Origin of the sequence: Mycobacterium sp. IS-1742 (assembly GCF_001500125.1) — a bacterium.
In the GTDB taxonomy this organism is placed as follows: Bacteria; Actinomycetota; Actinomycetes; order Mycobacteriales; family Mycobacteriaceae; genus Mycobacterium.
This window is the reverse complement of record NZ_LQIV01000042.1, coordinates 131,044-144,260: the sequence shown is the minus strand read 5'-3', so window position 1 is coordinate 144,260 and position 13,217 is coordinate 131,044. Positions and strand designations below refer to the sequence as shown.

The 13,217-nt window shown below is 66.3% G+C and carries 16 protein-coding genes and 1 tRNA gene; 11 read left to right on the top strand and 6 right to left on the bottom strand.

What is annotated here, in order from left to right:
• Positions 1-17 precede the first annotated feature (17 nt).
• Positions 18-90, top strand: a tRNA-Ala gene (locus tag AU196_RS21245).
• Positions 91-126: 36 nt separating this feature from the next.
• Here AU196_RS21245 and AU196_RS21240 read toward each other — a convergent pair.
• Positions 127-708: a TetR/AcrR family transcriptional regulator gene (locus tag AU196_RS21240; protein WP_059097050.1), complete on the bottom strand. Its 582-nt coding sequence runs from the start codon at positions 706-708 to the stop codon at positions 127-129.
• 122 nt (positions 709-830) lie between these two features.
• Here AU196_RS21240 and AU196_RS21235 point away from each other — a divergent pair, with 122 nt between their 5' ends.
• The 5 genes from AU196_RS21235 to AU196_RS21215 all read left to right on the top strand — a co-directional run bounded on the left by AU196_RS21235 (position 831) and on the right by AU196_RS21215 (position 4,828).
• Positions 831-1,760 (top strand): metal-dependent hydrolase, encoded by a 930-nt coding sequence (locus tag AU196_RS21235; protein ID WP_059097049.1) that lies wholly within the window; start codon positions 831-833, stop codon positions 1,758-1,760.
• Positions 1,761-1,784: 24 nt separating this feature from the next.
• Positions 1,785-1,973: a ferredoxin gene (locus AU196_RS21230; protein ID WP_059097162.1), complete on the top strand. Its 189-nt coding sequence runs from the start codon at positions 1,785-1,787 to the stop codon at positions 1,971-1,973.
• A 3-nt stretch (positions 1,974-1,976) separates the two neighbouring features.
• On the top strand, positions 1,977-3,194 hold the full coding sequence (locus tag AU196_RS21225; protein WP_059097048.1) for an NAD(P)/FAD-dependent oxidoreductase: 1,218 nt from the start codon (positions 1,977-1,979) through the stop codon (positions 3,192-3,194).
• A 731-nt stretch (positions 3,195-3,925) separates the two neighbouring features.
• A complete protein-coding gene (locus tag AU196_RS21220) occupies positions 3,926-4,294 on the top strand; it encodes a heme-binding protein (protein ID WP_059097047.1) in 369 nt (122 codons plus the stop codon).
• 60 nt (positions 4,295-4,354) lie between these two features.
• Positions 4,355-4,828 carry a hypothetical protein gene (locus tag AU196_RS21215; protein ID WP_059097161.1) on the top strand — a complete coding sequence of 158 codons (474 nt, stop codon included), beginning with the start codon at positions 4,355-4,357 and terminating at the stop codon, positions 4,826-4,828.
• Positions 4,829-4,850: 22 nt separating this feature from the next.
• On the opposite strand, the gene AU196_RS21210 is transcribed toward AU196_RS21215, so the two are convergent.
• The 4 genes from AU196_RS21210 to AU196_RS25670 all read right to left on the bottom strand — a co-directional run bounded on the left by AU196_RS21210 (position 4,851) and on the right by AU196_RS25670 (position 8,162).
• A complete protein-coding gene (locus AU196_RS21210) occupies positions 4,851-5,864 on the bottom strand; it encodes a hypothetical protein (protein WP_059097046.1) in 1,014 nt (337 codons plus the stop codon).
• Between the two features lie 9 nt (positions 5,865-5,873).
• Entirely contained in the window at positions 5,874-7,193 is a 1,320-nt protein-coding gene (locus tag AU196_RS21205; protein ID WP_059097045.1) for a Dyp-type peroxidase, read from the bottom strand.
• Between the two features lie 19 nt (positions 7,194-7,212).
• Complete coding sequence (locus AU196_RS21200) at positions 7,213-7,773, bottom strand: hypothetical protein (RefSeq protein ID WP_059097160.1); 561 nt, start codon at positions 7,771-7,773, stop codon at positions 7,213-7,215.
• Positions 7,774-8,003: 230 nt separating this feature from the next.
• A complete protein-coding gene (locus AU196_RS25670) occupies positions 8,004-8,162 on the bottom strand; it encodes a hypothetical protein (protein ID WP_157546570.1) in 159 nt (52 codons plus the stop codon).
• Positions 8,163-8,482: 320 nt separating this feature from the next.
• On the opposite strand from AU196_RS25670, the gene AU196_RS21195 reads away from it, so the two are divergent.
• The gene (locus AU196_RS21195; RefSeq protein ID WP_059097044.1) at positions 8,483-8,698 is read left to right on the top strand and encodes a hypothetical protein; all 216 of its coding nucleotides are present in this window, start codon (positions 8,483-8,485) and stop codon (positions 8,696-8,698) included.
• 1 nt (position 8,699) lies between these two features.
• On the opposite strand, the gene AU196_RS21190 is transcribed toward AU196_RS21195, so the two are convergent.
• The gene (locus AU196_RS21190; RefSeq protein WP_231737667.1) at positions 8,700-8,873 is read right to left on the bottom strand and encodes a helix-turn-helix transcriptional regulator; all 174 of its coding nucleotides are present in this window, start codon (positions 8,871-8,873) and stop codon (positions 8,700-8,702) included.
• Positions 8,874-9,018: 145 nt separating this feature from the next.
• Here AU196_RS21190 and AU196_RS21185 point away from each other — a divergent pair, with 145 nt between their 5' ends.
• From AU196_RS21185 to AU196_RS21170, 4 genes are read left to right on the top strand one after another with little or no spacing between them, the layout of a single operon-like run.
• Complete coding sequence (locus AU196_RS21185; protein WP_082695818.1) at positions 9,019-9,987, top strand: PE-PPE domain-containing protein; 969 nt, start codon at positions 9,019-9,021, stop codon at positions 9,985-9,987.
• Between the two features lie 49 nt (positions 9,988-10,036).
• Positions 10,037-10,417: a helix-turn-helix transcriptional regulator gene (locus tag AU196_RS21180; protein ID WP_231737676.1), complete on the top strand. Its 381-nt coding sequence runs from the start codon at positions 10,037-10,039 to the stop codon at positions 10,415-10,417.
• 4 nt (positions 10,418-10,421) lie between these two features.
• Positions 10,422-10,832, top strand: coding sequence for a VOC family protein (locus AU196_RS21175; protein WP_059097042.1), 411 nt, complete (start codon positions 10,422-10,424; stop codon positions 10,830-10,832).
• Positions 10,833-10,835: 3 nt separating this feature from the next.
• Positions 10,836-13,217, top strand: coding sequence for an excinuclease ABC subunit UvrA (locus tag AU196_RS21170; protein ID WP_059097041.1), 2,382 nt, complete (start codon positions 10,836-10,838; stop codon positions 13,215-13,217).

Here is a 13,217-nt window from a genome sequence, read left to right as displayed (position 1 = left end):
GGTGAGCATCACATCACGGGGCTATGGCGCAGTTGGTAGCGCACCACACTGGCAGTGTGGGGGTCAGGGGTTCGAATCCCCTTAGCTCCACCCACCGGACACCCGAGGCCGAGGCCTCGGGTGTTCTCATTTTCCGGGGGTGTGCTGCTCGAGCAGCCACGCGGCCACGGACTTCGCGCGCCGGGCGGAATCCACATCGCCCTCGGCGGCGCAGACGATGGTCCCCTTCACCAGGATGTTGAGGCTCCACGCCAGTTCCTTGGCGTCGCGCAGGCCCGCCCGCTCGGCGCGGTCTCGCAGGATGTCCCGGATTCTGTCGAGGTGGCCGATGCAGGCGGTCCCGATGCGGCCTTCGGAACCGACCTCGAACAGGACCTTGACGAACGAGCACGCCTCGTAATCCGAGCGGCGGTGAAACCATTCGTCGAGAACGTCGAACAGCGCAAGGAGCTGCTCCTTCGGATCTTCCGCGCGCTCGCGCGGCTGCCTGTCGATGACTTCGTCAGTCCACAACTCGGCGCGGCGGTCCATGAACGCCAGCACGAGGTCTTCCTTCGACGGGAAATGCCGGTAGAGCGTGGCTTTCGCGACGCCGGCCCGCGCCACGACTTCGTCGATGCCGACGTCGCAGATCCCGCGACGGGTGAAGAGCTCATAGGTGGTGTCGAGGATCCGTTGGCGGGCAGGTGGCGCGGTTTCGGTCGTCATCGTGTACTTCCCTCGGTCAGCAGCCGTCGATTCTCAGTTTAGAGACAGACAGGTCTGTCTACTTCATTGGTCATGGGGCGTGCCGGCGGCAGTTCGCTCCCGTTGGACTTAAGGAGTGGTCGATGCCTGAAGTGGAACTGCATCACGACGGACATCCGGCGTTTCGCCGTCAGGTCCGGTTCGACTGGGCCGATCTGCCGCGGCACTGGGTACCGGGTGACCCGTTCACGACGCACATGATCAACGTGCTGCACCTGCTGCTACCCGAAGGGGAGCGACATTTCATCAAAGCCGTCCTCGAGGCGTCGTCGCTGGTCGACGACCCGGAACTGGAGGCGGCCATCAAACCGTTCATCCAGCAGGAATCCTGGCATGCCTGGGCGCATCAGGTCGTCCTGGACAGGTTGGCCGACCAAGGCATCGACACCGCTGCCTACACCGATCGCCTCGGCCGGACGCTGTCGGTGACATTAGGGGATCCGCCGGCGTTCTTCCCGCCGCCGTTGAAGAGGTGGTGGCTGTATCGGCGTCTGGCCGACGTCGCCTCCCTCGAACACTTCACCGCCGTGCTGGGACAGTGGGTGCTGCGAAACAAGGGGCTGGAGCAGGCGGGCGCCGATCCGGTCATGCTCGACCTGCTGCGCTGGCACGGGGCCGAGGAGGTCGAGCACAGGTCGCTGGTGTTCGACGTCTACCAGAACGTGTGTGGAAGCTATGCGATCAGAGCGTTCTCGATGTTGATGACCGCACCGCTGTTCATCGGCTGGTGGATCGCGGGAGCCCGCCATCTGATGAGGAACGACGAATCCATCGACTTGAAGTGGCGCTGGCGCGACTGGCGCCGCGCCGCACGCAAGGATCTGCTGCCTGACCCCTGGAATTTCCTTGTCGCGGTGCCCCTTCGGTATATGCGCCGGGACCATCATCCCGGCCCGGAGGCCGACACCCAGATGGCACTCGACTACCTGGCGTACTCTCCGGCGGCCCGAGACGCTCGGGAGCGCGCCGAAGCCCACGAACGGTCTTCGGCGGCGAAGGCCGCCCACAGTTAGATCCGCGAGCAACGAGGAGTGTCGATGAAGATCGTGGTGGATTTCGACACCTGCGATGGCAACGGCGTGTGCATGAGCATCTGCCACGAGGTGTTCGACGTGCGGGAGGACGGTCTTCACGTCTCGCCCGAACAGCCCGGAGAAGAGTTGCGCCAGAAGCTGATCGGGGCGCAGGTATCGTGTCCCACCGGCGCGATCACGGTGGAGGACTGACCGATGGCGACGGAGAACGAGCTACGGCGGGTCGTCGTTGTGGGTGGCGGAGTGGCGGGCGCCATGGCGGCGCAGACGCTGAGGAGCGAAGGTTTCGACGGAGAGCTGACACTGGTGGGCTCCGAACGGCACGCCCCCTACCACCGGCCGGCCCTGTCCAAGAAGCTCCTGACCGGCGAAGTGCACCGGGCGGGCATCGACATGGCGCCGCAGCATGCGTTCCAGGCGCGGGTGCTGCGGGGTGCCGACGCTCTCGGGTTGGACATGGCGTCGCGCTCCGTGCTTGTGCGCGACGGGGATTCGCATCTGACCGTGCCCTTCGACGGACTCGTGATCGCCAATGGTGCCGACGTCCGCCGTTGGCCCGGCGGGCCGGTGCCGGGCGGCGTCGTCACCCTGCGCACGGTCGACGATTGCCTGGCCATTCGCTCGTCGTTACACAGGCGCACCCGTGTCGTCGTGGTCGGCGGCGGGTTCATCGGGACCGAAGTCGCGGCCAGCCTCTGCTCGACGGGCCACGACGTGACTCTTCTGTCGCGTGCCGGGGCGCTGTTGCACTCCGCCCTGGGCGAGAAAATGGGGAGCTGCTGGACCGATTTGCACCGTCAGCACGGGGTCGATGTGCGGGTGGGCGTGGAAGTCGAGGGTTTCGTCGGAAAGCGCCGTGTGAAGGCCGTTCGACTCAGCGACGGGTCGAAGGTGAAGGCGGATCTCGTCATCCTCGGTTTGGGGGTGGAGCCGGCCACCGATTGGCTTCAAGGCTCCGGTATCCGCGTGGACAGGGGCGTGGTGTGCGATGCCACCGGTGCCGCCGAAGGGGCGACCGGTGTCGTGGCGGCGGGTGATGTCGCGCGCTGGTGGCACCCGATCTATGGGCAGCATTTACGGATCGAGCACTGGGACCAGGCGTCACGCCAGGGCGTCACGGCGGCGCGGAATCTGCTGGCAGGACCGGACCGCGCGCAGGAGTACGACGCGGTGCCGTACTTCTGGTCCGACCAGTTCGACGTCAAGCTCCAATTGATTGGCATACCAAGCGGATACGACAGCGTCGAGATCGTCGAGGGAAGTGGCCGCGGCCGCGCGTTCACCGCTGCGTACGCGAAGGACGGGCAGACGATCGCCGTGTTGAGCACCATCCCCGGCCGCGTGGGCGACTATCGCGGCGCCGTCTCGCAGCGGGCGAGCTTCCCTCCGTGCCTGAGCCCAGAGCCGGTCTGATCGGTCCGGTTCCGGAGCAGCGACCTAGCGCCGCCGACCACCGCCGCCGCGCGGCCGTGGCATGGGCGGCCGAGGAGGTCTGGGTCCAGCGCCAGGACGCCCGATGTCCGGTCGCCCCGGCGCCCCGATGCCCGGTGGGCCGGGTACCGGGATGTCGACATCCAGGTCGACGTCGACGATGTCCGGGACGTAGACCGGAAGCCACGGATCGACGTACACGGCGGGAGCGGGCCATTCGCACCTGACCGTCGTGAAGTTCCAGAACATGCCCGGCGGACAGGGCGGTGGCGGCGGTTGGGCGCGGCCGAGCGGTGATGAGGCGACTTCGACCAGTGACAGACTCGTCAGAACGACGGCAGAAACGGCGATGCGTTGTACCCAAGGATTCATGGACGTCTTCTCTCGGTCGCCTCTCCAGGAAGTCTAGGAGCGTACGAACGATCAATCCTGCGATTGCCGAATATGCTCACGTGCCCCGGTTGCCGGACCTATCGTGAGCTTCAGGGTGTGTGGCGCCTCACCACCTCTGAATCGCGGAAGTAGCCGTGCGATGACGTCAGTGCTGCACGAGCCCGGGATCAGCCCAGACTGCGGCGATCCCGGCAGGTCCATGCCGGGTCTCCCTCGCGCCGCGCTCCTGTGTCACGAGCGACCGGTCGGCCGTGATGGTCAGGTTGATTCGACCGACAACGCGTTGGAGATGCCCATCACTCACTGAAGGAGAAGCAGCAATGACGTTGCCGTTACGACGTTTTCGAAGCCGCGCAGTAGTGGGAGCCGTCGGCGCTTTGATGATGGCCGGTGCAGTGGTTCTCGGTGGGGGAGCGGCTGCTGCCCAGCCGCCGGCGCCCCCCCCACCCGCCCCGCCGAATTGTTCACCCGCGGATTGGGCAGGTGTCAGGGCGGGAGTTGCCGCGGCCGTCTCGGCATATCTGTACACACATCCCCCCGTGAATGACTTCTTCGCGACCCTGAAGGGCCAATCCAGGGAAGAGATGCGGCCCCAGGTCCAGCAGTACATGGACGCCAACCCGCAGGTTCGATCCGAACTCGAGGCGATCAGGAAACCCGCAACGGACTTCCTCGACCGTTGTAGGTGAACTCGGATCCGGTCGGACAGGTGGTTGAGGACCTTCGCCTGCTGACCGAAGGGAGGGGTGGTGGATCTGGCGAGTTGGGTCGTGGGTCTGTCGCTCATCGTGCTCACCATCGCGATCCACACGACCGGAGTAGTGGTCATGGCATTTCGCATGGAGGCCCGGATTCGAAAGCGAGTCGGGAAGGACGAGCTCGGTCCGCGGCGGGCCATTCCCATCGTCAGCGGCAGCATCGCGTTCGTCGCGCTGGCGCTCGCGGTTCTTCACGGGCTGGAGGGGGTGCTGTGGGCGTCGGCGTACCGATGGCTCGGCGCGTTCGACTCGTTCACGGACGCGTCGGTCTATTCCCTGGGCACCATGGTTTCGCTCGACGTGCGCGGACTGGTGCTGCCCGACCGGTTCCGTTTGATCAGCGCGCTGGAGGCGGTGAACGGCGTCTTGCTGTTCGGCATCAGCACGGCATTCATCTTCGCGGTGATGCAGGCGTACTTCTTGACATTCGTCCGCCGGCGCCGCAGCGACCCTGCCGAGGGGTGACCGGACTCGGAGGTATCCGGTGTCACGCCATCGTCGCGAGGTTGTGCCACAGGTTGCGCAGGCTGTCGGTGCCGCCGAAAAGGGTGGTGAAGTGGGTGGAGTCGATGAGCACGATGTCGCCTGCGCGTCGACCTGACGGCGGCATCCAGATCAACGCGTTGAACTCGGTGTTCCCCTCGGCGGTGAAGGGGTGCGGGCGGTTGGGGTCGACGCGCTGACGGGCCAGGACGCGCAGGTCGTCGCTCTCGGGCGCCGTCAACTCGTAATGCGGCAGATGGGGGTGGAAGCTGAATGTGGTCACGTCGTCGAGCAGGTGCGACGCGTCGAGATCACGAAAGCCGCTGACGGGTGCGATGTCTCCGGTGCCGTCTACAACGGCCGGCCGCAAACCCCAGGTGTTTCGGACCGGCACGTCCAGGCCCCGCATCAGTGATCGGGTGTACTGGCCGAACCGTTGCTGGCGCGGTACCAACGGATCACCATGGTGTTCGTACTCGACCTGTCGTTGGGCGAGATCCTCGGTGAATCCGACGTCATGGTGGGGGGCGAGCAGCAGGCACGTGCCTTCCCGCGTCAACCACTCCCGGATCGCGGCGATCTCCTCGGCCCCGGCTTCCTGTTCGGAGAGGAGGTGGTCCAGTCCGAACACCATGAGGGTGTCGGTGTCGGCCAGGATCCGCTCGTCGATGGGCAACCGGTAGCCCGCCTGATCGATGCGTTGGAATACCGCGACCTGGTGGCCGGTCGCCTCCTCGGCGAGGTGCTGGAAGGTCAACGTCGAGCGGTGGAAGAGTTCCAGCGTTCCCGCGATGCCCTGGAGGAAGTGCGCCTCGTCGTATTCCGGTGTCTCATATGCGGGCCATGCGACGTTGCGCACTTCGGTGATCGTCGAGAATCGGTTGTACATCTCGGAGGGGTCGCGTTGGGCCTCCCACGGATAGCTCCACGTCCAGTAGATGCTGATGCGCCGTTTGCCGTCGTGACGGCGTGCGATGTGGCTCTGGTTGTAGGTGCGTGCCGGCACAGGGGCGCTCATGAGGATGCCTCAGCTGTCGAGTGACGCGAGGTACCGCAGGGCGCGAATCCCCGGCAGGAAGAAATACGCGCCGCCGGTGAGCGTGGTGAACGCGGGAAGGCCCTTGAGCACCTTGCGGATCGGCCGTTTCGGGATTGTGTACTCCAGCGTGCCGTCCTGAGTGCCGCAGATCGGGTCGTGCTCGTTGCCGAGTTCATGGAATGCCTTGTCGTTGATCCAGACGTTCTGCGCGAATTCGAACTGCCGGATCAGGCTGGCGCCGATGATGAACGCGGCGATACCGCGGTCCACACCGTCATCCGGTGCGTCGTCCGGCAGGGCAGGCCCGTACGTGGCGCCGCGGCGGATCATCCGGTGCCGGTTCATGTTGTGGGCGGTGTCGCGGGGATTGAGGCGCCGGGCGTGGGAACCCAACGGACAGGCGTACCCGTGGGGGTCCATGGTCTTGTAGTCGAAGTCGTTGTTGCGCAACGGGTCGGCGCCGAGTTCGGGATCGTCGCGATCCGGCGCCAGCACCAGTGGCGCGCCGCTGCGCCATCGGCCCATGAACTTCGCGGCGAGCAACTCCTGGCCGTCGGCGGTGTCCGCGTTCTCTCGGAGGTATTCGCGAAACAACCCGACGTGCTCCTGCAGCCGCCGGTAGGCCATGTAACTGCCGTTGCGTGACAACACCTCGGGCTGCGGAAGGTTCGCCGAGATACCGTTCTCGTCCGGGTATCCCAGTATGAACTCACCAGGCTTCAGGGCGGCGCCCGAGCCTGGCGTCGGTTCCTCGCCCGACCCTTCGATCACCGGCTGCGACAGTCGATCCCGGAATCCGAAGTGGTCGTGGGCGTAGTTGAACGGAGGTGTCGCGTTCAGGTCGAGATACGACAACGACTTCACGCCCGCGCACCGGTCCAGGAGCTTGTTGTGTTCGCCGACGCAACGCCGGTGCTCGGCCTCGGTGCGGGCGAACAAGATGGCGATGGCGTGCAGCTTGTCGTCGGCCAGACCGCCGATCCAGTGTTCGGGGGCATTGCGTCCGGTGTCGCCCAGGATGTCGGCGCGCGCCGCCATACCTTCGCGGAATTCGTCGGGGAAGGTGGCGAGTGAATGCTCGGGAACCCCCATCGCCTGTAGGCCGTTCCACGTGAAGGCCAACGTGATCCATCGCTCGGAACTGTCCATGGAGGCCATGGCCGCCGAGGCGGAATCCACCCGGTCGATCAACTCGGCCAGCCACGAACGAGCGCCCGCCGGGTCGTCGAACGAGAGGAACTCGTAGCGGCCCGTCATGGCCGGCGTACGGGTCAACAGGATGTGCTGGATGTCATCGAGTTCGAGCATGGTGTGACGCCCTGCGCGATCACTGCATCTGGTCGAGCATGGCGGAGAAGGCGTCCTTCAGGCGCAGTGCCTTCTTGATCTCGTCGGCCGTCACGTACGGGTACTCGCCGTATTCCAGGAAACTCGGGAAGTGATGCTCGCGCACGAACTTCACGAACCCTTCCGGATTTTCCTTCCAATCCTCAGGGAAGCCCTCGAGATTGGTGAACACCGTGCTGATGCCACTCTGGCTGAACAGCTGGACGGCATCCTCGGTGTACTTGTCGAAATCGGTGTCGAAGATGCCCTGATATTGGAAGTGGAGCCCGCCTCCCACGTCGAACAGCAGCCACCGGAGGTAATGCAGACGCAGAGGGGCGAGGAACTCGGGCGACTCCGCGATCGCCGCCTCGATGACCTTGCCGTGGTCGCGGATGGCGCCCTCGCGACCGTCCTTGACCTTGGCGATGATCGAGAACCCGTAGCACGCCGGGGTTCTCGGGAAGACGGGTCCGTACCGTCCCCGTTCGAGTTCGAAGTATCCCTCCGCGGGGATCGCCACCGCTGCGGGCCTTCTCCAGTCATGATCGGTTATCGGCATCGGCACTCCAACCCTCGCCTGGTGAGCCGGACACTACTCCGCGGCCGCGTCGCGGGAGCCCGTTTCCTCAGAACCGCGGCCATGCGCGCGGCGTACGCCTCGCCGTCGGCGTCACCACCGACTCTTGTCGAGTGAAGGCGTTCCGACACTTGTTGATCGGGCAACTGTCTCACCTGTGACGTGACGGCATGCCGCGCGGGCGGAGACCAGACCGGACACGGGCGCGAAGATCACCTGGCGCATGTCCGCCGAGCGAATTGCCGCAGCCTGGCGACGATCTGTTCCGGGGTTCCCCATACCAGGGGTCCCTCGGCGATGAGCCCGTCAGGCACGGCGGCGATCTCCTCGTCGGGCGTGGCACGGTTGTAGTCGCCCGGTATGTGATCCATCAGCGCATCGACAGTGCTCCTCGAATGGGTGCACGGCCCCAGCTCGGCGCCACAGCTCGGCGGGCCCCATGAGACCGAGCGCCCGGATGGCCTTCGGGGCGAGCATGGCGCGGGCCTCGTCCTCCGTGCGGGCCACCACCATGAGACGGTGGAGTGCGGGCGTGATGGATTCAGGGTCGCGCCCCGCACCGCTCGCCGCGGCTCGCACGGTCCCCAGTTGGAGTCCGACCGAGACAAACCGGACCACAGGGCGTCGCGCTGGTGCCCAAGGTCCCGGACAGGAGGCGATGCGGTACCGGCCGATCCCGGATACTGGTCACATGACAGCGAAATGGGATGTCGTGGTCGTGGCCCCCTTCGAGGAGGGCATCGAACGCCCCTCGGACGAGGATCTGCAATCCACCACGACCGACGGAGCCGACGAGGCCGACGCCCGGCGGATGTACGCCGAGAAGCTGCAGGCCCTGGGCGGTCAGCGCCACACCGCTGTGCAACTCCGTTGCGACGGCCGCATCATCGAACAGTGGCCGAGCTAGGTCACTTCGCCCGGCGCCGGGAGGCCACCCACCTGTCGACGGTCTCCCTGGCCCACCCCTGATTGCGCCCGACGGTCACGTCGGGTTCCGGGAAGTCGACGTAGCCCTTCACCGTCGCGAGACTGACGCCGAGATACTCGGCGATCTCGCCCCGCGACATGAAATGCAGCACCACGAGTCGTGAGCCTACCCGACCTCGTAGGATCGTCCTTAAAGACGAAACCAGTTCTTTTTACTGGTGCAAATAGATTGTTTGAACTGTATTTTTCTCCGCAAGCTTAGGTTGCTGGCGCCACCCTTAAAGGGGTTACAGTGCCGCCATGAAAGGCGCCCTTAAGGTTGCTACCGCCTCGGCCTCGATCGCCATCGCGGCCGCCGCCCCCGCGTCCGCGGACACCGCCCTCTACGTCGGCGGCACCGGTTGGCCCGGCACGCCCACCCAGTCTCAGATGACCTGGCTACAGAACGGCGTCTACGCCGGCCGTGAGGATACGCTCGTGGGCGTCGGCTACCCGGCGTCACCGATCCTGATGAACGAATCGATCGCCATGGGCGCAAGGGAACTCGGAGGTGCGGTCACCTCCACGAAGGGGCGTAAGTCGCTCGTCGGCGTCTCCCAGGGCAGTCTCGTCGTCCACGAGGAGGAGCGGCGCATCATGGCGCTTCCCGAGAACCAGCGCCCGGCCAAGGACGACGTGCGGTTCGTCTACATCGGTGATCCGGCGCGGCCCTCCGGCGGCATCGCCAACTGGGTCCCCGAAGGCGTCCGCATCCCCGGCATCGGCATCAGCCGCCCGGCGCCGCTGGTCGAAACCCCCTACGAGACCGTCTATGTCACCCGCGAGTACGACGGAATCGCCGACTTCCCGGACCGTCCCCTCAACGTGGTCTCGACCGCGAACGCCGTCATGGGCGTGGTCTACCTGCACCCGAACTACGGGGTGGACCTGACCGCTGTGCCGAAGGACGACATCACCGAGACGACCAACTCGAAGGGCGGCAGGACCACCTCGTACCTCGTCCCGACGAAGGAACTGCCGCTGACCAAGCCGCTGCGTCAGCTCGGCGTCGACCGCCGGATCGTCGACGAGGTCGACAAGCGCCTGCGCCCGCTCGTCGATTCCGGCTACAAACGCAACGACACCCGACGCAATACCGTCTCCGAACCCGACGAACCATCGGGCTCGCAGCGGGCCGGGGCCCGCCCGGATGACGCCGTCGACGATCACGACGCCGCCGACGGATCCACGGATGGGTCCGCGGTCGTAAGATCCGCGGGTGGCTCCTGATGAGCGTCGACTCGACGACCTGAAGCGCCTGCGCAAGGTCCGCGACCGGATGGATCGCGACTACGCCCAACCCCTCGACGTCGAAGCCCTCGCCCGCGGCGTGGACATGTCCGCCGGCCATCTGAGCCGCCAGTTCAAGCTCGCCTACGGCGAGTCGCCGTACAGCTATCTGATGACCCGTCGCATCGAGCGGGCGATGGCGCTGCTACGCCGCGGCGACCTCAGCGTCACCGAAGTCTGCTTCGCCGTGGGGTGTTCGTCGCTGGGCACCTTCAGCACCCGGTTCGCCGAGCTCGTCGGAGTCCCGCCCAGTGTCTACCGTCGGCAGCTGGCCGACACCACGGACGAGCCGCCGACGTGCGTGACCAAGGTGGTGACCAGACCGGTCAGGAATCGAGAAGCACCCGCGCCCGCGCCGCACTTACGGTGAGTCCATGAACATCACGATTCACAGCACCTTCCTCCCACACGAGGACCCCGAGCAGTCGTTGGCGTTCTACCGCGACGTCCTCGGCTTCGAGGTCCGCCTCGACGTCGGCGCCGGCACGATGCGCTGGATCACGGTGGGCCCGCCCGGCCAGCCCGGTACGTCCGTCGTCCTGCACCCGCCGGCAGCCGATCCCGGGATCACCGACGAGGAGCGCCGCACCATCGCCGAGATGATGGCCAAGGGCACCTACGCGATCATCGTGCTGGCCACCCCGGACCTCGACGCCACATTCGAACGGTTGCAGGCGTGTGATGCCGACATCGTTCAGGAACCCACCGATCAGCCGTACGGTGTCCGTGACTGTGCGGTCCGCGACCCCGCGGGCACCATGATCCGTATCCAGGAGCGGCCCTGAACCATGGCGGGAAAGACGAACAAGCACGTCGCCGACGCCCATGACGTCATCCGCGTCGTGGGTGCGCGCGAGAACAACCTCAAGAACATCGACGTCGAGCTGCCGAAACGTCGGCTGACCGTGTTCACCGGGGTGTCCGGGTCGGGTAAGAGCTCGCTGGTGTTCGGCACCGTCGCCGCGGAGTCCCAGCGCCTCATCAACGAGACCTACAGCGCGTTCCTGCAAGGGTTCATGCCGTCGATGTCCCGACCCGACGTGGACGTGCTCGAAGGGCTCACCACCGCGATCATCGTCGACCAGGAACGGATGGGGGCCAATCCGCGCTCGACGGTCGGCACGGCGACCGACGCCTACGCCATGCTGCGGATCCTGTTCAGCCGCCTCGGTGACCCGCACATCGGTTCGCCGCAGGCGTTCTCGTTCAACGTCGCCTCGATGAGCGGGGCGGGGGCTGTGACGCTCGACAAGGGCGGCAGGACCGTCAAGGAGCGGCGCGAGTTCTCGATCACCGGCGGGATGTGTCCTCGGTGCGAGGGCCGAGGGGCCGTTTACGACTTCGACCTGACCGCGCTCTACGACGACACCAAATCGCTCAACGAGGGTGCGTTGACCATCCCCGGTTACAGCATGGAGGGGTGGTACGGCCGCATCTTCCGCGGCTGCGGGTACTTCGACCCCGACAAGCCGATCCGCAAGTACACCAAGAAGGAAGTCAACGATCTCCTGTATCGGGAGGCGACGAAGATCAAGGTCGACGGGGTCAACCTCACCTACGCCGGGTTGATTCCCACGATCCAGAAGTCCTTCCTGTCCAAGGACGTCGACGCGATGCAGCCCCACATCCGCGCATTCGTCGAGCGGGCGGTGACGTTCGCGACCTGCCCCGACTGCGAGGGCACGCGCCTCACCGCGGAGGCGCGGTCCTCGAAGATCAAGGGCTGCAGCATCGCCGACGTGTGCGCGATGCAGATCAGCGACCTCGCCGAGTGGGTCCGCGGCCTGGACGAACCGTCCGTCGGCCCGCTGCTCGACGGTTTGCGGCACCTGCTGGACTCGTTCGACGAGATCGGCCTCGGGTACCTGTCGCTGGACCGGCCCGCGGGCACGCTGTCCGGGGGAGAGGCCCAGCGCACGAAGATGATCCGCCACCTGGGGTCGTCGCTGACGGACGTCACCTACGTCTTCGACGAACCGACCATCGGCCTGCACCCCCATGACATCGAGCGGATGAACGACCTGCTGCTGCGCCTGCGGGACAAGGGCAACACCGTGCTCGTCGTCGAACACAAGCCCGAGTCGATCGCCATCGCCGACCACGTCGTGGACCTCGGCCCGGGCGCGGGTAGCGGTGGCGGGGAGGTGGTCTTCGAGGGCACCGTCGACGGTCTCCGCCGAAGCGGCACGCTCACCGGGCGCCACCTCGACGACCGCGCGTCGCTGAAAGAGGCTGTGCGACAGGCCAAGGGCGCACTCGAGATCCGCGGTGCCACGACGAACAACCTGCACGACGTCGACGTCGACATCCCGCTCGGTGTCCTCGTCGTGCTGACCGGCGTCGCGGGGTCGGGGAAGAGTTCGCTCATCGACGGGTCGGTGGCGGGCCGTGACGAGGTGGTGTCGATCGATCAGGGCGCGATCCGCGGTTCGCGCCGGAGCAACCCCGCCACCTACACCGGACTGCTCGATCCCATCCGTAAGGCGTTCGCCAAGGCCAACGGTGTGAAGCCGGCACTGTTCAGCGCCAACTCCGAAGGCGCCTGCCCCGCCTGCAAGGGTGCCGGCGTCATCTACACCGAACTCGGCGTCATGGCCACCGTCGAGTCGCCGTGCGAGGAGTGTGAGGGCAGGCGGTTCCAGGCCTCGGTTCTCGAGTACACCCTCGGCGACCGCAACATCGCCGACGTACTCGAGATGTCGGTGGCCGACGCACTCGAGTTCTTCGCAGACGGCGATGCCCACACCCCCGCCGCGCACAAGGTGCTCGACCGGCTCGCCGATGTCGGGCTCGGATACCTCGGTCTGGGGCAACCGCTCACCACACTCTCCGGCGGCGAGCGGCAGCGGCTCAAACTGGCCACCCGGCTGGGGGACACCGGCGCCGACAAGAAGGACGTGTACGTGCTCGACGAGCCGACGTCCGGACTGCACCTCGCCGACGTCGAACAGCTGCTCGCGCTGCTCGACCGGCTGGTCGACGCCGGGAAGTCAGTGATCGTCATCGAGCACCACCAGGCGGTGATGGCCCACGCCGACTGGATCATCGACCTGGGTCCCGGGGCGGGCCACGACGGCGGGCGGATCGTCTACGAGGGCACCCCGGCCGACCTGGTCGCGGGGCGCACGACGCTGACCGGCAAGCACCTCGCCGATTACGTCGGCGGGTAA